Genomic DNA, 19327 nt, shown 5'->3' with positions numbered 1-19327 from the left:
TGTCACACTACGGCAGTATGCGTTTTTTACGCTAAATTTGCATCATGAAAAGATCTAATTTCGAGATAATGGCTCCGGTAGGGAGCTACGAGTCGCTTTACGCCGCAATCGACGCCGGCGCCGATGCCGTATACTTCGGCATCGAGGGACTGAATATGCGCGCACGTTCATCCAACAACTTCACACCTGATGACTTACGCGACATAGCCCGTACCTGCAACGACCACGAAGTGAAAACCTACCTTACAGTCAACACCATAATATTTGATGATGACATCGACAAGTGTCACTCCATAATCGATGCCGCACATGAGGCCGGCATCACGGCCATAATAGCGAGTGACATAGCGGCCATACTTTACGCCCGAAAAGTCGGTGTCGAAGTACATATATCGACACAAGTCAATATAACCAACACCGAAGCGGTGAAGTTTTACTCGCAATGGGCCGACGTAGTTGTGCTCGCACGCGAAGTAGACCTCGACCGGGTGCGTGACATTCATGAACACATCATTGCCGACGACATACGCGGCCCACACGGTAATCACATGCGCATCGAGATGTTCTGTCACGGAGCATTGTGCATGGCCGTATCGGGCAAATGTTATCTCAGCCTGCATGAGATGAACTCAAGCGCCAACCGCGGAGCGTGCACCCAGATATGCCGACGCGGCTATACCGTACGCGATAAAGAAACCGGCGACGAACTCGACATCGAGAACCAGTATATAATGTCGCCCAAGGACCTGAAGACCATACACTTCCTCAACAAAATGATAGATGCGGGTGTAAGAGTGTTCAAAATCGAAGGCCGTGCGCGAGGACCGGAATACGTAAAAATAGCGGTGCAGTGCTACGACGAAGCGTTACGCGCCATATGCGACGGTACTTTCTCCGAGGAGCGCGTGGCGGAATGGGACAACCGTCTCTCACAGATATTCAACCGCGGCTTCTGGAACGGTTATTATCTCGGCCAACGGCTGGGCGAGTGGACATCAAAGTACGGCTCATCGGCCACACGTACAAAAGTCTACGCTGCCAAGGGCGTACGCTATTTCAGCAACATAGGCGTAGCAGAGTTTCTGATGGAGAACGGAGAGCTCTCTGTCGGTGACGAAGTTGTCATAACAGGCCCAACGACAGGAGCGGTGATAATGACTGTCGAAGAGATACGCGTAGACCTCAAAACAGTTGAAAAGGCGGTGAAAGGCGACCGCTTCTCGATAAAGACCGAGGTAAAAATAAGACCGAGTGACAAAATGTTCAAATGGGTGTCGACCGAGGCGCTAAAGTCCTTAAAATAGGATTCATAAGACTCGTCGGACCAGTTGGTCCAATACACTAAATGTGAAATTAACATAAATAATTTATATCGGATTTGTAACAACCCGATACAATTGAGTATCTTTGTATAGTTCATCAGGAATAACCTTATTCAGGTACCTTTAAAGATTTATGAAGTTATACATACTCATCATAACCGGACTCTTGTGGTTAAGCGGCATCCTAACACCTGCTTATGCCGCACAACCGGTATTAAAACACAATCTTCCCGACATGTCAAGCGACATAGCCTCCATCAATATATGGAAGCCCGAAATACCGATGCTGTCGCCGGCGAAAGTTGCCGCAGAGGACGAACTTCCGGAATACATCGGCGACATGCTGACATTCGCGCACAAATTTACAGGACTACGTTACCGCCGCGGAGGTAAAACCCCAAAAGGATTTGACTGCTCCGGCTTCACAAGCTATGTATACCGACAATTCGGCATATCGCTCAACGCTTCGTCAAGATCACAATATACGCAAGGTACATCGATAGACACCGATAACCTACGTCCCGGCGATCTTGTGTTTTTCGGCGGACGCGGCGGCAGCAGAAAGATTGTCGGTCATGTCGGCATAGTTGTCAGCGTCAACTATGACAACTGCACATTTGACTTCATACATTCGGCATGCAGTTCAGGCATCACGGTGAGTAAATCGACGGAGCCTTACTATAGCCGGCGTTATATCGGAGCACGCCGCGTAACCAAATGACCACACCCGGTCCTAAATATATAAAATATCCGAGCCAGCATAAGACCAAGCTATTTTGCCATAGGGCCACAATACCTCTATAATGGAGTCTTCATCTTATCTGTCACTTTTAATAATCATAGTGTCGACGGATTCTCTCCTCCCAAAGCATCAAGAACCATAGAATCAATTGGATGCCACAGCATATCAATATCCTCTTCCGCTTCCTGAAGATACTCCAACGCCACATCATCATCCTGTACCACACCTAAGCCCATCCGATAGCAGATGCCGAGATAAGCGACAGAACGCACTTTGTTTTTCCGTCCGCTTTTAGGATTCCGATAGGCCTTTTCAAACCATTGGGCGGCTTTTGCATAGTCCACCTCAATGCTGCCCCAGCCATCGAAATAATAATATCCTACCTGCCATTGAGCGTCAGGATGACCTCCTATGGCGGCTATTTCGTAGTATTGAAAAGCCATATCCGTATCCTCGCCTACACCATATCCCTCGTCATAACAACTGCCTGCATTTACCATAGCCTGCAAATCGCCGCGCTGAGCAGCCTTCATATAATAGGAAAAGACCACTTCCGGCTCAACCTTTCCTCTAATATAACATCCGTAGTTATTGCAAATCAAAGGTGAAATTTCAGCCAGCGCACGAAAATAGCTCTCATATACATTATTTTTTATAACGCACAAGCCCGATTCTTTTATGTTGCAGTAGTTGCCCCATCCGGCACAGATGTGCCCTTTGAAGCTACGCTCATACCACTCTTTAGCTATCGGATAAGCCCATGCATTATACTTATTTTCTGTTTTGAATTGCTTGGCTAGATCAGGTTCAACAAGCAGATAGTCACCCCAATAATATACATTTCCTATCATATAGCAGCAGAATGCATTGCCTCGCTCGGCCTGACCAAGAATCTCTTCAAACGCATCCTTAAACGAAGCGAAAGGCATTCCCCGCTGTACGGCAGGAGTAAAATTGCCACTCCGCACGGCACAAAGCACACCGGTGGCACTCCCCATCAACGCACTTTTCTGCATCAGCATCGACGCATTGGCATCGTCAGTGGCGAAGCCTGCTCCACTCCATACATACTCCTCGCCCATAAAACACCGGGCGATGAAGCACAATGCATCGGCACCGCCCTGTTGCGCCTCCTGCATGAGCATCGCATAGCCCCGGCGTATTTCTTCCTTGTCGAAACTCGACCAAATCAAATCTACTGCCTTAACAACCGGCAGACTATATTTACCGTTCATCGTAATCTTCCTTATTTAAATTATCACCTTCACCTAAAAACCTGAAAACCAATCGCCGGAAATGATCCTCCACGTTGAATTCCTCCCATTCGGAAAGATTCCCGGGGTAGTTGCGTTCCGTGGCAAAATCCCAAAGCCAACGACGCAAAAGAGCAACGTCAGATATGACAATATGGTACCCTGCAGGTCTGGGCTCCATCCATTGCACCAATTCCACCTTATATTTTGTCAAGCCGCCTGCATCTACACAACGGCGAATATTCATATAGCCGCCATCCCTGCCCGTGAAGTCATGCAGAAGCCATTTTGATTTGCCTTCTATAATATTTTCAAGAGCTGCCATAACATCAGAGCAACCGAAATATCTGAAATTCTCACCATCTACAGTAAGGCTTGATTCCTCATTTTGTGGCGCAGACCTCAATTCCTCATACGTCCATGTATGTACATCCGGAATTTTGCACCGCTGGAAGAAATCGCACATCACATCGGCCGCATTTTCTACCGAGAAGCCGCTGCGGACCATCCTCAATATATTTTTACCGACCCTGAAATATGCCGCAATGCGGGAATCTTTATAAAAACTTATGGCAAAAAACTCCGCTTCACGCACAACTCTTATAGGCATACACTTTTCAAGTGTAACATACTCGTTAGAGTCAATCTCATAAACGGCTTGCATAATTCGAGCAACGGTGACATTACTCGTACGCTCCTTGCCACACTCGGTAATAAGAACATACATAGGCTTCAGCGCAGTCAAGCCTGTATATCGGCCTCGCGGATGTTTAGGATCAACCATTGTCATAATTCATATTCAGGTACTCGGGAGTTTCGGTACTACGGGACATCTTCGACAGCATGCTTCTCCGGAAGCTATCAATGTCGGGGACTCCGGCTTGAGTAACATTGTTGTTTTCGGGCATCATCGACTACTGCTCTTACAAAGTCCGACTTGGCTTCCGTGTAGCCGTCTCTGTCATTTTTATATCGTGGCAAAAGACTTAGTTTCAACGCCTCATATTCTCGGGCAACTGCCGGATGATCTCTAAGATAGTCACGAAATAGAATTTCGTCATTATCACCTACAGCATGGACATGAATATGAAACACCCTTTCCGCATAGCCTTCCGGAGTATACCCCTTGTTGAAACTCATGCGGCGTTCAGATGAAGACATACATATATATCCCGCCTCTATCATTTCCGACCTTATACGCTGCCAGTCGGTTTCGGGCGCGATTTCGACGAGAATATCAATTATCGGTTTAGCCTGAATACAGGGTATTGCGGTACTTCCGATATGACTGATGACCGGAGCGTATCCTGTCAGGATTTCCGACAGTGCCTCAATCTCTTCCTGAGCCCGGTCAGCCCACTGCGGCTGATGCGGAGTCAAAACAATTGGAAACAATATCCATAGTTCCTCCAATGTCATGTCTTTAAAGGATTTACTGTTTGAGCTACCGTGTGGTTTCATTTCAATCATCTGTATTAGTATGCGACATGATCCATTATTGAGCAACGATTTCTGAAATAAATCCTGATGCCGCGGACACTGCATAATCGAATGCTGCTGTCTGCCCCGGGACCGTTATAAATAAATGAACCGTATTGGGGAGCATATCGTAACGCACATCATTGCCCAACAGCCTTAAACGAGTTGCAAATTCCTGACCTTGATCTTTCAGTATGTCACGTTCAGCGGCTATTATTAGTATGGGCGACAATTTTCTCAAATCATTGTCAGAAGCCATGGCCGGTGATACCATCGGATTATATATATCAGAGGTATATGCGCCATTGAACGCTTCCATCAACTCACTGTCGAGTCCGAATCCGGACCCGTATTTTTGCCAGCTTGAAGAATTGTCGGCATAAGCCTTGATCACTGGATAAAAAACGGCCAGACCGTTGAACGCATTGTCTGGAAAACTCAACGCAGTAGCTATGGCAAGATTTCCACCGGAACTGTCGCCACCCAAAACTATGCCGCGGCATTTCCACCGGTCAAGACTGTCCGCGGCGATTTTAGCTGCATCTATACAGTCATTCAGGCCTTCAGGATAAGGATGTTCGGGAGCAAGCCGATAATCCACCGCCAGAACTGCAATACCGTTGACAGCCAATTGAGAACAAAAACGCGAACAGCTATTTATGCTCCCTATTGTCCATCCGCCCCCGTGAATATACAGCAGCAAAGGTATTGTATCGTTATCATAGCTCTCACTCCGGAACAAAGCCATGTTGTGCCCTATCGGTCTGCGAGTCACTCCTGCGGGCAACTCCGCAGGGATGTCACGCGACATTCTTATCGCATCAAGAGAATCGCTTTTTCCAATCATCGCCCGACGAATAGCTTCGGTCTGACGTCTCTGCATGTTCTCGGGAAATGTCGTCAAAAATGCGTCAGCCTCATGACGATAGATGCCACATGAAGCACCCGACCCTATTGTCAGGAGAGGAATTATAGCAAAAGCTATTACAGCAATAATCTGTTTGTATCTATACATTACTACTTTGTACCATATAAACTAATAAGCATGGCACCGAAAGGCACCATGCTTATTGACAGATATAAGTTTTCTATCCAAGCGTTTAATAATCTTATTTCGCCACTGGACAGCCTTGACAACGCTGTGCTATTTCGGTGAAGAAGTCGTTGCCTTTGTCATCGACGAGGATGAAAGCGGGGAAGTTTTCAACTTCAATCTTCCAGATTGCCTCCATACCGAGTTCTGGATACTCGAGGCATTCCACTTTCTTTATACTGTCGTGGGCGAGTATAGCAGCCGGGCCGCCGATACTTCCGAGATAGAAGCCTCCGTGCTTGTGGCAGGCATCGGTCACCTGCTTGCTGCGGTTGCCTTTGGCAATCATGACCATCGAGCCACCTGCGGCTTGGAATTGGTCAACATAAGAGTCCATACGTCCTGCGGTAGTGGGTCCGAAAGAGCCTGAAGGCATTCCTGCCGGAGTCTTTGCAGGTCCTGCGTAATAAATCGGATGATCTTTCAGATAGTCAGGCATCGGCTCGCCACGGTCAAGACGTTCTTTTATCTTGGCATGGGCTATGTCACGGCCTACAATAATAGTACCGTTAAGCGACAGGCGTGTCGATACGGGATATTTTGTCAATTCTGCAAGTATCTCGGGCATAGGACGGTTGAGATCAATCTTCACGACATCGCCTTCACCTTTATTACGCAGCGAATCGGGAATGAGTTCGCCGGGGTTGGTATCGAGTTTTTCAATCCAGAGACCCTCTTTGTTAATCTTGGCCTTGACATTGCGGTCAGCCGAACAGCTTACACCAAGACCTACCGGACAAGAAGCGCCGTGACGCGGGAGTCGGATGACACGTATGTCGTGAGCAAAATACTTACCGCCGAACTGTGCGCCGAGCCCTATCTTCTGCGCTTCTTTAAGAAGAGTCTGTTCAAGTTCCACATCGCGGAACGCACGGCCGTATTCGTTGCCGCTTGTAGGAAGATTATCATAATACTTTACTGAAGCCTTCTTGACAGTGGCAAGGTTCATCTCGGCCGAAGTGCCGCCGATGACAAACGCTATATGGTAAGGAGGACAAGCCGCAGTGCCGAGCGACTTCATCTTCTCGACCAAGAAAGGCACCAGCTTCTCGGGATTGAGCAGAGCTTTGGTCTCCTGATAAAGATATGTCTTGTTGGCCGAACCGCCTCCCTTAGCGACAAAGAGGAATTTATATTCGTCGCCGTCCACGGCATAAAGGTCAATCTGCGCAGGAAGATTGCAGCCGGTGTTCACCTCGTCATACATGTTCAGAGGTGCATTCTGCGAATAACGCAGATTGCAACCGGTATATGTGTCATACACTCCGTGCGACAATTGTTCCTCATCGCCACCGCCGGTATATACATTCTGGCCTTTCTTTCCTATCACGATAGCAGTACCTGTATCCTGACAGAAAGGCAACTGGCCTTTAGCGGCAATCTCGGCATTGCGCAGCATGGTCAAAGCCACGAACTTGTCGTTTTCACTAGCTTCGGGATCACTGAGAATCTTGGCTACCATGGAATTGTGCTCACGACGCAACATGAAAGCATTATCGTGAGTAGCCTGCCGGGCAAGTACACGCAAAGCCTCAGGCTCCACTACAAGCATTTCGTGGCCGTCAAACGTTTCTGTTCTGACGTAGTCAGAGGTCAGATGATAGTACTCTGTCGTATCATGCGACATAGGGAACGGCTCCTGATATACAAACGGTTTTTGTGCCATATCTAAAAATTGTCGATTATTATGTTATTACATTGATGCAAATTTACAAATTAGGCGTTTACGAAACAAATTATTTTCGTTTCTATGGATTCGCCACAAAATATTTCCTATTTTTGCAAAAAATAAGGACATTTAGACTAATAAATCCCATTTCATGAAGTCAATCTCATTTCGCCTTACACCGCGAAATTCATATTTCATACTTGCTGCCATTGCGGCCGTGACATTATTGCCATTTCTCGGTGAAACCCTCTTTTACTCCAAAGGAGAACCTCGCGAGGCCATCGTAGCGGTATCGATGCTTAATACCGGCGACTGGATTCTGCCTGAAAGCAACGGCGATGAAATACCATACAAACCCCCGTTCATGGCATGGTGCATAGCGATATTTTCGCTTATACACGGCCATGTAACCGAATACTTGTCACGGTTGCCGTCGGCACTTGCGCTCATAGGAATGATATTGTGGTGTTACGGCTTTTTCAAACGCCGCATATCATGGACCCATGCTTTTGCAGCCGGGCTTATAACTCTTACCGCTTTTGAAGTGTATAGGGCTGGCATGGCATGTCGGGTTGATATGCTGCTCACATTCTTCATAACCGGGGCATTATTCTCTCTTTATACATATTGGGAACGAGGTCTTAAAGGCTTGCCATGGCTTGCAGTAATCATGATGAGCGGCGGTGTGCTTACAAAAGGTCCGGTGGCCGTAGTGCTTCCTCTTGCCGTGATATTCACATTCATGCTTATTCGCGGCGAGAAATTCTGGCGTGTCGTGGTAAAACTCATACTGCCATTTTTGGTACCGCTGATCATTCCCACTCTATGGTACTACGCCGCTTATCAACAGGAGGGCGCGGAGTTTCTCGACCTTGTACATGAAGAGAACGTAGAACGCATGACCGGCAACATGAGCTACTCCTCACATGTAAAACCGATGTACTACAACTTTCTCACCTTACTGTCGGGTTATCTGCCTTATACGTTGCTGCTACTGGTGTCGCTCATACCTATGCGCCGTATAAACGCCATAAAAGCCGCCGCGCCTATAAGAGAATGGTGGAAAAGTTTTAAGTCAATGGATGCACCTCGCATGTATGCACTCATCACCATACTGCTGATATTTGTCTTTTATTGCATTCCTGAAAGCAAACGAAGTGTATACCTGCTGCCCATATATCCATTCATAGCCGTGTTTATCGCCGACTACATAACATGGCTCATAAGGCACAATCATCGCTCCATAAAAATATACGGAGCCGTCATTGCCTCGGTCGTAGCACTTGCATTTATAGTGTTTGTGATTATACAATGCGGTTGGTTTCCCTACTCTATCCTGTCAGGACGCCATGCTTTCGACAACGCGGTCATGATCACAGGACTTGAAGGGTACACAAACATTATAAAATGGCTCCTTGTAGAACTATCGGCTGTACTCGCAGGAGTAACATTATGGAAGTTGCGCAAGGCATCGTCAAAAACCGCTTTTATTATGACTCTGACAGTGACCATAGTTTTCTATTGGGCTTTTGCAGGCGTATACCAGCCGGGCATACTTAATGCAAAGAGCGACCGCATAATAGCGACGACTGTCAATCGTCTTCAGCCCGAAGGCAATGTATACTCACATATCGGAAATTCGATGTTGCGCTTCTACGGTACAAACTACTACACCAACGACCGCATCAAGCCGTTCAGGATGTTGGATGATACTCAATCGGGTTATCTGTTGGTCGGGGTCGAAGACGCACGCAAGTTCTTGCCTGCTCAGGCCGATACTTATGACTTCTACCTGATAAAACACTTTAAGAAACGCAGTGCCGACATACGTCAGCCAGTACTGCTGCTTAAATTTGTAAAAAAAGAATAACCGCTTTAGGCGGTTATTCCGGGTGATTTTCATTACATGCCGTTCGTATTATCATCGGGTGCTTTTTCAATCAAGTCCATAAATTGGTCGAGATTAGGAGTAATGATGATTTCGGTACGGCGGTTGCGTTGACGCCCGCTATCGGTAGAATTGTCTGCGATAGGCCGATACTCACCACGTCCGGCAGCAGACAGACGCGACGGGTCAACTCCGAAGCGGTTTTGAAGCACCTGTACTACCGACGAAGCACGTAAGGCCGACAAATCCCAGTTGTTTCGTATATTGGTGCGTGATATAGGCACATCGTCGGTATTGCCCTCCACCATAACGTCATAGTCTTTGTAATCCTTTATGATCTTGGCTATCTTTGACAGAGTGGCCATAGCGCGGTCCGATATATCATATGACCCTGTCTTGAAGAGCATATTGTCGGCAAGCGAGATGTACACTACCCCTTTGAGCACCTTGACGTCGACATCTTTCAACTCATCTCGGCTAAGCGAACGAGTAAGATTGTTGGTAAGCACCATGTTGAGCGAGTCTGATCTGTCCTTGGCCGCGATAAGCTCCTTTATATACTTGTTAGACGCATTAATCTCATCGACAAGCTTGGATATATTTACATTGCCCTGCGAGTTCTGGGCTATACTCTGGTTCAGAGAGCCCTGAAGAGCCGCAAGGTTCTCTTTCAGCTGGGCATTGTTTGCCTTGGCCTCTTCAAGCATGGCGTCAAGACTTTTATTATAAGCCTTGGCTTCGGCCAGTTCCACACGGGTCGAATTATAATCGTCAAGCAACGTGGCATATTTTTTCTTGGTAACACACGAAGATAATAAAAGTGTGGTTACAGCCGCGAAAGCGAGCACGGGTCGTATTGTCTTCATAAAATCAAGCTTTAATGTTACTCTGTATAAAACAAACCAACTCCGCCATGAGTTTTCATATACCTTTCATCTACATTAAACGCTTATTATAAAATTTATACTACCGTGCGTGAGTGTTCATGCCAATTTTTGAGTATATATAATAAATCATCGTTTAAAATGAAGCTCAGATCTTACATTATTTTATTTTGTACGCTAACACTCAGTCTCGCAGGATGCAAAAAGGACGAGTCTTCAATCCATAATGAGCTTGACATAATCTCTCAAGTGGCATATCTATATCCGGACAGTGCCTACAGACAATGGCTTATATTGTCGAAAAAAGGATCGAAGATGGAACAAGATGAAATTGCTCATTACAATCTATCATATATACATATTGCCTACCAAAACGGCATGACGTTCTATAACGATGAACTTATATCGAAAACGATCAATTACTATTCTAAAGCGCACTGGAATGATTCTCTTAAATCATATAGTTTCTATTACGGGGGCGAAATCTATAATGACCTCGGAGATATACAAAAAGCTATGTTTTATTATCATAAAGCACTTGAAACAAAATCTAAACAAAATTCAGAGCGATTGAGCGAAGATATATATCGGGGACTTGCAAAGATGTTTAATCGTATAGGATTATATAATCAAGAAACAGAAAACCTACGTAAGGCTTTAATATTTGCGAAACAAACAAAAGATAGCATTTCAATCATACATTGCTCGGAACTGCTTGCATCAGCTTATCATCGGTCAGGACAAAGAGACAAAGCTATACACCTACACAATACGGCCTTACGATCAGATATTTACCGTTCATATATAAAGTCAGTACCCAAAATAGCAATTGCATCAGCCGCATATAACAACTTAACAGGTAACTATGATGAATCGGATTCTATATTAAAGGCTATCACACCTCAAAATATACCATTAAAAGATAAGGGCAATTATTTGTCCGTTGCAGCTGAAACTGCATTATTAAAATCTGATACAATTAATGCAATCTCTTACTTAGAGAGGTTGATCAATAGTTCTCCATTGCCCGATGCAACCAAGGCAGCCACAATATTAGCAAGCGTTAGGCCGACAAAACAAAATGTAGGCCATGCATTATTACTTTCCAACTCAATATATTTTATGAGCAACAAATCAATTACAAGATGTATGGAAGCATCTATGACGAAAATTCATGATTTTAAACCCTTGTACACAGCTAATACAGATACGATACCATTACAAATAATAGTATTTTTCTCCTTTATTTTAACAGCAGCCATTATATCTTTGACAATATGGGTTCTCGGGAAACACAACGACTTGAAACGGCTAAGTGTCACACTTAAAAAGATATGCCACAAACGGAAAGACAAAATACCATTTAAACATCGATTAACCGACAACGAGCAAATCAAAACGTTCATATATCATGTGCAAACTGCCAGAAAATGCACAACAAAAGAATGGGATATACTTTCCGAAACAATAAAGATTACTTATCCTGAATTCTACAATCTTTTTTACTCTTCACCAGCCATTTCTATAAACGAGAGACGGGTTGCAACCCTAATAAAATTAGGATTTCCCGTAAAAGAAATAGCTAAAATAATGTGTAAATCCGAGAACGGCATTTCAACAATAAAGTCAAGACTAAGCAAAAAGCTCTATAATAATGACAAAGCAACCGCCCGTGATCTTGATAGGATAATCTCCTCATTATAAGCACACTTCCTACATTTTGAGAACTTTATGAGAATTTAAAATATCTGCTTTTATAATTTGCGACCATATTGCGAGTAAGATATATCTCTTAAATCCCTTCCGAAATACTACCTTTGGCACATACAATAAAAAGTATATTAACGTAACTAAATATTATAATTTTTATTACAATGAATAATAATTCGAATCTAAAAGTTTTTTGGGTCAATGTAGGGTTATCAATAGCTTTATTGCTACTAACTTGGTGGATAACAGCAATTTCAATCTATGGGAATATATGGACTACATCATTGACATATTTCGGACTAACTTGGTGGAGCCTCGCTAAATTCAGTAAAAATCCGAAAATAAAACCTACAGTTATAATATGTGGACTTATTTTTGGTAGATTAGCCATTGATATTGCTGCACGAATACCTCATTTTATGAGCACATTAGCGAGCCTGATACTTACTATCACCTGTTTCTCAAGTATACTACTATCTGCAATTTGCTATAAAGAGAAAAGAACCTATGCTTATATACTTTCAGCAATAATAGTAATCCTCTTAAATACCATTGTAGCTTATGTATGGCTCGATACCGCTCCGTTCACATGATATGAAAAGAAGAGACTGTATCGTAGTGAACTGCATCATGAATATATAGTATATTATAACAATAACAGAATAAGAGCCCGGTTAAATGAAAAGAGCCCGGTACAATACCGAACTCTTTATCAAATCGGATAGTTAAAACCTGTCCAACTTGTTGGGGCCACTTCACCGGGATTATTTTACTTCCCAGTGCTCGCCGGCAAGTATCATGGAGCGGAGGGAGTCGAAGCCTTTTTTGGCGCGTACCTGCTCGATCTGCAGGTCGACCTCCTCGTTGTATACGGGACTTTCGACATCGCGTATGACTCCCACTGCAAGCGGCAGCGAATAGCCGTCCATCATGGCGAGTTGCTGATGAAGGAAGTTGCTCGGAGTATGGGCGTCGTGTACAAGCACGTCATCGATAGTATAACCGTCCTTGCCTATCTCGACAGCCTTAAGCAAAAAGCCGTCGCGCACGAGTCCGCGATTCATGTCTTTTCCGAAAAGCATTTTCTCACCGTGGCGCAGATGGATTGTGCGCTCGGCACGAAATTCGCGGTCGGTGATATAATTATGTATGCCGTTATTGAATATGACACAGTTCTGAAGCATCTCCACCACCGAAGTGCCTTTATGACGGGCCGCCGCCACAAGCACTTCCTGTGCTGTAGGCAGGTCAACATCAATCGAACGGGCAAAGAAGTTGCCACGTGCGCCGAATACGAGTTCGGCAGGGATAAACGGATCCTCGGTAGTGCCGTAAGGCGACGATTTGCTCACGAAACCTCGATCGCTCGTAGGCGAATACTGGCCTTTGGTAAGGCCGTATATTTTGTTGTTGAACAACAACAGGTTTATGTCTATATTGCGTCGCACGGCATGGATAAAGTGATTGCCGCCTATGGCAAGACCGTCACCGTCGCCCGACACCTGCCATACGGTCATGGCCGGATTGGCCACCTTGAAGCCGGTAGCCACGGCTGCAGCACGACCGTGAATGGTGTGGAAGCCGTAAGTATTCATGTAATAAGGCAGACGCGAGCTGCAACCGATACCCGATATGACCGCAGTCATATGGGGAGGCACGCCGACTTCGGCCATGGCCTTGTGCAACACATTAAGTATGGCATGATCGCCGCATCCGGGACACCAGCGCACCGACTGCTCGTTCTTATAATCGGAGGGAGCATATTTTGTACATTCCATAGTCATAGTCGATTATTGTTTATCCATAATGTTGATAACTCCGTCAACAACCTCTTTAACAAGGAACGGCTGTCCCTGCACCTTGTTTATACGGTGCACTTCAAGACCGCCGAAATGGCCCTGCAGATAGTCGGCAAACTGTCCGGTATTCAGCTCTGCGCATATCACCGTCTTGTAGCGCGACAGCACTTCGCCTGTATTACGCGGCAACGGGTTTATGTAACGGAAGTGGGCGAAAGCGACTTTGCGACCTGCGGCACAAAGTTCCTCGGCTGCAGTGTAAAGATGCCCGTAAGTGCCACCCCAACCGATAAGAAGCGTGTCGGCGTCTTTGTCACACAGCACTTCAAGCTCGGGTATGTCATAAGCCACATTGGCAACCTTGTCGCGGCGCACCTGCACCATATGCTCATGATTGACAGGATCGGTCGATATGACACTCGTGTCGTAATCTTTCTCAAGACCGCCCAGACGGTGCATAAGCCCCTCTGTGCCGGGTATGGCCCAATAGCGAACAAGGGTCTCGGGGTCACGCATGTAAGGCTTCCATGCGGCTTTAAGCTCTTCAGGCACATAATGAGGTTTTATAACCGGATATTCGTCGGCATCTGGCACACGCCAAGCCGACGAACCATTGCCGATAAACGCATCGGACAACAGGATCACGGGAGTCATATGCTCAATAGCTATACGTGAGGCCTCAAAAGCCATTGTGAAGCAGTCGGTAGGCGAGGCGGGAGCCACGACAACAACCGGCGACTCACCGTTGCGGCCGTAAACGGCCTGCATGAGATCGGTCTGCTCGGTCTTGGTAGGAAGCCCTGTCGACGGACCACCACGCTGGACATCGATGACCACCAGCGGTAACTCCGCCATGACAGCAAGTCCTATACCCTCGCTCTTCAAGGCGAGACCGGGCCCGGAGGTAGAAGTTACAGCAAGATTTCCGGCAAAGGAAGCACCTATAGCCGAACATACTCCGGCTATCTCGTCCTCCATCTGCACAGCCTTCACACCGAGATCCTTGCGCTTGGCAAGCTCATGCAGAATGTCGGTAGCCGGGGTAATGGGATAGCTTCCGAGAAAAAGAGGACGTCCCGACTTCTCAGAGGCAAGAATAAGTCCCCAAGCGGTAGCGGTGTTACCGTTTATGTCAGTATAATAACCCGGACGTATATTCTCGGACTCTATACGATAGGTCGATACGGAAGCATGTATGTTAGCTCCGTAGTCATAACCGGCCTGAAGTACTTTGGAATTGGCTTCGTAAATAGCCGGTTTACGGGCAAACTTGTTTTTCAGATGATGCAACGCGGCTTCAAGCGGACGGTCAAAGAGCCAGCATACGAGGCCAAGAGCAAATATGTTGCGGCACTTCATAACCGACTTATTGTCAAGGCCCGAATCAGCAAGCGCGGCCTTTGTCATAGAAGTGACCGGCACTTCAAGTACCTGAGCGTTAAGCCCAAGTTCTTTGAAAGGGTCATCGGTCGTGAACAACGCCTTCTGCAGATCAGCAGGCTTGAATGAATCGATATCCACGATGGCCACACCTCCCGCATTAAGATGTTTTACATTCTGCTTCAGGGCCGCAGGATTCATGGCGACGAGCACATCAGCCTTGTCACCGGGTGTATGCACGCCCACACCTATGTGTACCTGAAATCCGGACACTCCGCTGAGCGAACCCTGCGGAGCACGTATCTCGGCCGGGTAATCGGGAAATGTCGACACCTGATTGCCGACTCCGGCCGAAACATTGGTAAAGATATTTCCGGCAAGTTGCATGCCGTCGCCGGAATCGCCGGAGAAACGGATGACAACCCTGTCAAGGTACTTTACGTTAGCTTTTTCTATCATAATGTTGATGTTTGGTTTTGTATGTTTTATGGCACTGCGGCAAAAGTACGATTATTTTTCTACAATATCAACCCCGGTTACGCGGAAGATAATGCAATTCACGTCCGCGCACCGAAGTATCAACAACACCGTCGCTACAAACGAGATGTCCGTTGACATAAGTACGTACCACACGGTTGTGCAGCGTGGTACCGGCGAGCGGAGTCCATCCGCAACGGGCCGAAGCGGAAGCGTCAGTAACAGTATATGGATCGTCGGGACGTACAACAACAAGATCGGCATAATAACCGGAACGCAGATAACCACGCCGGTCTATATTATAAAGCCGTGCCGGAGCATGACACATTTTCTCAACAACGAGTTCGCGCGAGAATACCCCCATATCGGCAAGTTCAAGCATCACAGGCAACGAATAGCGTACCATCGGAGCGCCCGAAGCGGCAGTAATAGCATTGCCCTCCTTTTCAGTCAGCAGATGAGGAGCATGATCGGTAGCCACAATATCAAGACGTCCGTCACGCAGTCCATGCCGCAACGCATCGCGGTCACCCCGGGTCTTGACGGCAGGGTTCATTTTAATACGGGTTCCGAGACGCGCATAATCCTCGTCGGAAAACCACAGATGATGTACACACACCTCCGATGTTATGAGCTTGTCCTGCACGGGAGCATCGGAAAACATGGCCACCTCCTCGGCAGTAGACACATGCAGCACATGAAGACGGGTATTGAAGCGACGCGCACGCTCGATGGCCCTTCTGGTGGATATCACGCATGCTTCACGACTTCGTATAAGCGGATGCAATTCTACGGGCAGGTCGTCGCCACGCTCCGCGACAAACTTCTCGCGCATAGCCTTTATAGTGGCCTCGTCCTCGGAATGGATGGCAATCAATGCCGGCACGTCACGGAATATACGATCAAGCGTAGCCTCGTTATCAACGAGCATGTTGCCGGTCGAGGAACCGAGAAACAGTTTTACGCCGGGCACACGACTGTAATCGCATTGAAGCAATTCATCCATATTATCGTTCGTGGCACCGATAAAAAAGCTATAATTAGCCGACGAACATTCGGCTCCACGAGCCAGTTTAGCCTCAAGAGCCCCGACAGTCACAGTGGGAGGCTTCGTATTGGGCATGTCCATAAACGAAGTGACTCCGCCCGCAACAGCCGCCTGCGACTCGGTGGCGATGTCGGCCTTATGCGTAAGGCCGGGATCACGGAAATGCACCTGATCGTCTATCACTCCGGGCAGCAACAAACATCCGTCAAGGTCCTCCACCTTTCGGAAAGTATCTTTCATGCCCTCGGGCAGTTCACCCTCGCCCACCTCTATTATAATATCGGCATCGACAGCGACATATCCTCTGAAGCATCGTCCCTCATTTACAATAAGGGCGTTATGTAACAGTAAATCGTGCATCAGCGAGGCAATATTTTGCTACAGTCGGGATACTTGTGAATCCAACTGTAAAGTTTAAGTCTTATGACACCAAACACCGCTTCGGAAAATATACCGGAACTCATCTTGCTCTCACCGAGAACCCGGTTGACAAATATAATCGGCACTTCGACAATGCGGAATTTGTGCTTATAGGCCGTAAACTTCATTTCTATCTGAAAAGCATAGCCCTTGAAGCGCACTTTGTCAAGTTCCATCGATTCAAGCACACGGCGGCGATAGCATACAAAGCCGGCAGTTGTGTCATTAAACGGCATACCGGTAATGAATCTCACGTATTTTGACGCGAAGTATGACATAAGCACACGGCTCATAGGCCAGTTGACCACATTGACTCCCGATACATAACGCGAGCCGATGGCCACATCGGCACCATCCTTAGCACAAGCGCGATATAGCGCCATCAAGTCGTCGGGATTGTGCGAAAAATCGGCATCCATCTCGAAGATGTAGTCATACTTGCGTTCGATAGCCCACTTGAATCCGGTGATATAAGCGGTGCCGAGTCCGAGTTTACCCGAACGTTCAATCATATGCACACGTCCGGGATACTCCTCCATTTTGCGACGCACTATGTCGGCCGTACCGTCGGGAGAGCCATCATCGACAATAAGCACGTCCATAGCATGAGGCTGCTTCATTACAGCATCAATGATAGCCGATGCATTTTCAGCCTCCTTATAGGTGGGTATTATTACAAGGCAATCGGAGTTTACACGTTCTGACGACATGGCGCCGGGCATTTTATCTGTTAAATAAGTTTGGCAAGAGCTTCAGCGATGCGACGCATGGCCTCGCATATGTTATCGTCACTTGTAGCATAGCTCAGCCTTATATATCCGGGGCAGCAGAATGCCGAGCCGGCAACAGTGGCCACATGTCCCTCCTCAAGAAGATACATGGCCAGATCGGCGTCGTTTTCAATTACCCGGTCGCCGCAACGCTTTCCAAAATAGCTCGACACCTCAGGGAAAAGATAAAACGCGCCCTCCGGCGTATTGACACCGAGTCCGGGTATGGCTTTGGCAAGACCCACCACAAGATCACGGCGACGCTCAAACGCCTTGCGCATGTCCTCAACACAATCCTGCGGGCCGGTATAGGCGGCCTCGGCGGCTTTCTGCGCTATCGATGACGCACCTGACGTATACTGACTCTGCAGTTTATTGGTCGCTTTAGCAAGCCAAAGCGGAGCAGCCAGATAGCCTATACGCCATCCTGTCATGGCATAAGCCTTTGACACACCGTTGACGATACATGTACGGTCAGCTATAGCAGGGAAAGAAGCCAAAGAGGTAAAACTGCCTGTAAAATTGATATGTTCATATATTTCGTCGGAAAGCACAAGAACATCGGGATAGTCGGAAAGTACCTCGACAAGGGCCTGAAGCTCCTCGCGGCTGTACACACTGCCGGTAGGGTTGCTTGGCGAACAGAAAAGCACAATCTTGGTACGCTCGGTCAACGCCTCGCGAAGCTGTGCAGGAGTTATCTTGAAGTTCTGTTCTATCGTGGCGGGCACAAGTACACTTTTACCCTCGGCGAGATTGACCATTTCAACGTAGCTTACCCATGCCGGAGTAGGTATGACCACCTCGTCGCCGGGATTCACCACTGTTAGAATGACATTGCACAGAGATTGCTTGGCACCGTTTGACACCACAATCTGCTCCGGTGCGAAATCAAGACCGTTCTCGCGTTTCAGTTTCTCGGAAATGGCCTTACGGAGCGAAAGATAACCGGGTACCGGCGTATAAAACGAGAAGTTGTCATCAATAGCTTTCTTTGCGGCTTCCTTAATGAAGTCGGGAGTGAAGAAATCGGGTTCACCGACCGAAAGATTGATTACGTCAACGCCTTGCGCCTTCAGTTCTTGACTCTTCTGTGACATCGCCAGTGTCTGCGACGGAGCGAGAGCCTGTACTCGTTTGGAAATCTGCTGCATCATTACGCTAAAGTTTATCTCTGTTTTTAATTAGTCTGCAAATATACGACAATAGACGTAATTCATAAACATTTTTACATCTAAATCGCGAAAAAGTTTAACATTTTTCTATAAACGCAGGTTCAACTGGCAAGTGCAAAATTAGCGATTTGTTTGAAGAACTCGGTTTTCGGGTTTGAAAAACCGAGTTTTTTCCGTGGTCTGAGGTTTAGTTTCTTTGCGACATTCTTGATGTATAG

General features: G+C 46.8%; 16 protein-coding genes and 1 pseudogene. 5 read left to right on the top strand and 12 right to left on the bottom strand.

Annotated features, from left to right (window positions below):
- Window positions 1-44 precede the first annotated feature (44 nt).
- Together FW767_RS08440 and FW767_RS08435 are read left to right on the top strand one after the other, a co-directional pair.
- Window positions 45-1304: a peptidase U32 family protein gene (locus FW767_RS08440; RefSeq protein ID WP_121699379.1), complete on the top strand. Its 1260-nt coding sequence runs from the start codon at window positions 45-47 to the stop codon at window positions 1302-1304.
- A 151-nt stretch (window positions 1305-1455) separates the two neighbouring features.
- Entirely contained in the window at window positions 1456-2043 is a 588-nt protein-coding gene (locus FW767_RS08435; RefSeq protein ID WP_121699380.1) for a C40 family peptidase, read from the top strand.
- 116 nt (window positions 2044-2159) lie between these two features.
- Here the strand turns inward: FW767_RS08435 and FW767_RS08430 are convergent, their stop codons facing one another.
- The 5 genes from FW767_RS08430 to FW767_RS08410 form a co-directional block, all read right to left on the bottom strand.
- Window positions 2160-3299: a tetratricopeptide repeat protein gene (locus tag FW767_RS08430; RefSeq protein ID WP_121699381.1), complete on the bottom strand. Its 1140-nt coding sequence runs from the start codon at window positions 3297-3299 to the stop codon at window positions 2160-2162.
- A complete protein-coding gene (locus FW767_RS08425) occupies window positions 3289-4101 on the bottom strand; it encodes a hypothetical protein (protein ID WP_121699382.1) in 813 nt (270 codons plus the stop codon). Before FW767_RS08425 ends, FW767_RS08430 begins: the two co-directional genes overlap by 11 nt.
- Window positions 4102-4178: 77 nt before the next feature.
- Entirely contained in the window at window positions 4179-4778 is a 600-nt protein-coding gene (locus tag FW767_RS08420) for a GrpB family protein (RefSeq protein WP_121699392.1), read from the bottom strand.
- A gap of 34 nt (window positions 4779-4812) precedes the next feature.
- Window positions 4813-5811, bottom strand: a complete 999-nt coding sequence (locus FW767_RS08415) for an alpha/beta hydrolase (RefSeq protein WP_121699383.1) — start codon at window positions 5809-5811, stop codon at window positions 4813-4815.
- Between the two features lie 94 nt (window positions 5812-5905).
- The gene (locus tag FW767_RS08410; RefSeq protein WP_121699384.1) at window positions 5906-7555 is read right to left on the bottom strand and encodes a fumarate hydratase; all 1650 of its coding nucleotides are present in this window, start codon (window positions 7553-7555) and stop codon (window positions 5906-5908) included.
- A 154-nt stretch (window positions 7556-7709) separates the two neighbouring features.
- On the opposite strand from FW767_RS08410, the gene FW767_RS08405 reads away from it, so the two are divergent.
- Window positions 7710-9428 (top strand): ArnT family glycosyltransferase, encoded by a 1719-nt coding sequence (locus tag FW767_RS08405; RefSeq protein WP_121699385.1) that lies wholly within the window; start codon window positions 7710-7712, stop codon window positions 9426-9428.
- 32 nt (window positions 9429-9460) lie between these two features.
- Here FW767_RS08405 and FW767_RS08400 read toward each other — a convergent pair whose 3' ends face one another.
- A complete protein-coding gene (locus tag FW767_RS08400; protein WP_121699386.1) occupies window positions 9461-10312 on the bottom strand; it encodes an OmpA/MotB family protein in 852 nt (283 codons plus the stop codon).
- Window positions 10313-10645: 333 nt separating this feature from the next.
- On the opposite strand from FW767_RS08400, the gene FW767_RS08395 reads away from it, so the two are divergent.
- Window positions 10646-12034 (top strand): tetratricopeptide repeat protein, encoded by a 1389-nt coding sequence (locus FW767_RS08395; RefSeq protein ID WP_147438770.1) that lies wholly within the window; start codon window positions 10646-10648, stop codon window positions 12032-12034.
- Window positions 12035-12648: 614 nt separating this feature from the next.
- Window positions 12649-12765: an IS3 family transposase gene (locus FW767_RS13475; RefSeq protein ID WP_121700373.1), complete on the top strand. Its 117-nt coding sequence runs from the start codon at window positions 12649-12651 to the stop codon at window positions 12763-12765.
- Window positions 12766-12804: 39 nt separating this feature from the next.
- Here the strand turns inward: FW767_RS13475 and FW767_RS08385 are convergent, their stop codons facing one another.
- The 6 genes and pseudogenes from FW767_RS08385 to FW767_RS13515 form a co-directional block, all read right to left on the bottom strand.
- The gene (locus FW767_RS08385) at window positions 12805-13824 is read right to left on the bottom strand and encodes a 2-oxoacid:ferredoxin oxidoreductase subunit beta (protein WP_121700370.1); all 1020 of its coding nucleotides are present in this window, start codon (window positions 13822-13824) and stop codon (window positions 12805-12807) included.
- A gap of 6 nt (window positions 13825-13830) precedes the next feature.
- Entirely contained in the window at window positions 13831-15678 is a 1848-nt protein-coding gene (locus tag FW767_RS08380) for a 2-oxoacid:acceptor oxidoreductase subunit alpha (protein ID WP_121700371.1), read from the bottom strand.
- Between the two features lie 67 nt (window positions 15679-15745).
- Window positions 15746-17104 carry a dihydroorotase gene (locus FW767_RS08375; RefSeq protein WP_121700372.1) on the bottom strand — a complete coding sequence of 453 codons (1359 nt, stop codon included), beginning with the start codon at window positions 17102-17104 and terminating at the stop codon, window positions 15746-15748.
- Window positions 17104-17874 (bottom strand): polyprenol monophosphomannose synthase, encoded by a 771-nt coding sequence (locus FW767_RS08370; protein WP_121700374.1) that lies wholly within the window; start codon window positions 17872-17874, stop codon window positions 17104-17106. Before FW767_RS08370 ends, FW767_RS08375 begins: the two co-directional genes overlap by 1 nt.
- Before the next feature lie 20 nt (window positions 17875-17894).
- Window positions 17895-19088 (bottom strand): pyridoxal phosphate-dependent aminotransferase, encoded by a 1194-nt coding sequence (locus FW767_RS08365; protein ID WP_121700375.1) that lies wholly within the window; start codon window positions 19086-19088, stop codon window positions 17895-17897.
- Window positions 19089-19210: 122 nt separating this feature from the next.
- Window positions 19211-19327, bottom strand: a pseudogene (locus FW767_RS13515) (IS30 family transposase); the annotation flags it as partial.

This window comes from Heminiphilus faecis (assembly GCF_008728965.1).
Taxonomy (GTDB): Bacteria; Bacteroidota; Bacteroidia; order Bacteroidales; family Muribaculaceae; genus Muribaculum; species Muribaculum faecis.
The sequence above is the reverse complement of the archived record's forward strand: the minus strand, read 5'-3'. Positions and strand labels throughout refer to the sequence as shown.

What these genes read in the sequence shown, in the direction of transcription:
- FW767_RS08385 (WP_121700370.1), bottom strand. Translation starts at nt 13,824, where the DNA reads ATGACTATGGAATGTACAAAATATGCTCCCTCCGATTATAAGAACGAG.
- FW767_RS08435 (WP_121699380.1), top strand. Translation starts at nt 1,456, where the DNA reads ATGAAGTTATACATACTCATCATAACCGGACTCTTGTGGTTAAGCGGC.
- FW767_RS08395 (WP_147438770.1), top strand. Translation starts at nt 10,646, where the DNA reads ATGGAACAAGATGAAATTGCTCATTACAATCTATCATATATACATATT.
- FW767_RS08420 (WP_121699392.1), bottom strand. Translation starts at nt 4,778, where the DNA reads ATGAAACCACACGGTAGCTCAAACAGTAAATCCTTTAAAGACATGACA.
- FW767_RS08430 (WP_121699381.1), bottom strand. Translation starts at nt 3,299, where the DNA reads ATGAACGGTAAATATAGTCTGCCGGTTGTTAAGGCAGTAGATTTGATT.
- FW767_RS08370 (WP_121700374.1), bottom strand. Translation starts at nt 17,874, where the DNA reads ATGTCGTCAGAACGTGTAAACTCCGATTGCCTTGTAATAATACCCACC.
- FW767_RS08400 (WP_121699386.1), bottom strand. Translation starts at nt 10,312, where the DNA reads ATGAAGACAATACGACCCGTGCTCGCTTTCGCGGCTGTAACCACACTT.
- FW767_RS08440 (WP_121699379.1), top strand. Translation starts at nt 45, where the DNA reads ATGAAAAGATCTAATTTCGAGATAATGGCTCCGGTAGGGAGCTACGAG.
- FW767_RS08375 (WP_121700372.1), bottom strand. Translation starts at nt 17,104, where the DNA reads ATGCACGATTTACTGTTACATAACGCCCTTATTGTAAATGAGGGACGA.
- FW767_RS08415 (WP_121699383.1), bottom strand. Translation starts at nt 5,811, where the DNA reads ATGTATAGATACAAACAGATTATTGCTGTAATAGCTTTTGCTATAATT.
- FW767_RS08410 (WP_121699384.1), bottom strand. Translation starts at nt 7,555, where the DNA reads ATGGCACAAAAACCGTTTGTATATCAGGAGCCGTTCCCTATGTCGCAT.
- FW767_RS08380 (WP_121700371.1), bottom strand. Translation starts at nt 15,678, where the DNA reads ATGATAGAAAAAGCTAACGTAAAGTACCTTGACAGGGTTGTCATCCGT.
- FW767_RS08365 (WP_121700375.1), bottom strand. Translation starts at nt 19,088, where the DNA reads ATGCAGCAGATTTCCAAACGAGTACAGGCTCTCGCTCCGTCGCAGACA.
- FW767_RS08425 (WP_121699382.1), bottom strand. Translation starts at nt 4,101, where the DNA reads ATGGTTGATCCTAAACATCCGCGAGGCCGATATACAGGCTTGACTGCG.
- FW767_RS08405 (WP_121699385.1), top strand. Translation starts at nt 7,710, where the DNA reads ATGAAGTCAATCTCATTTCGCCTTACACCGCGAAATTCATATTTCATA.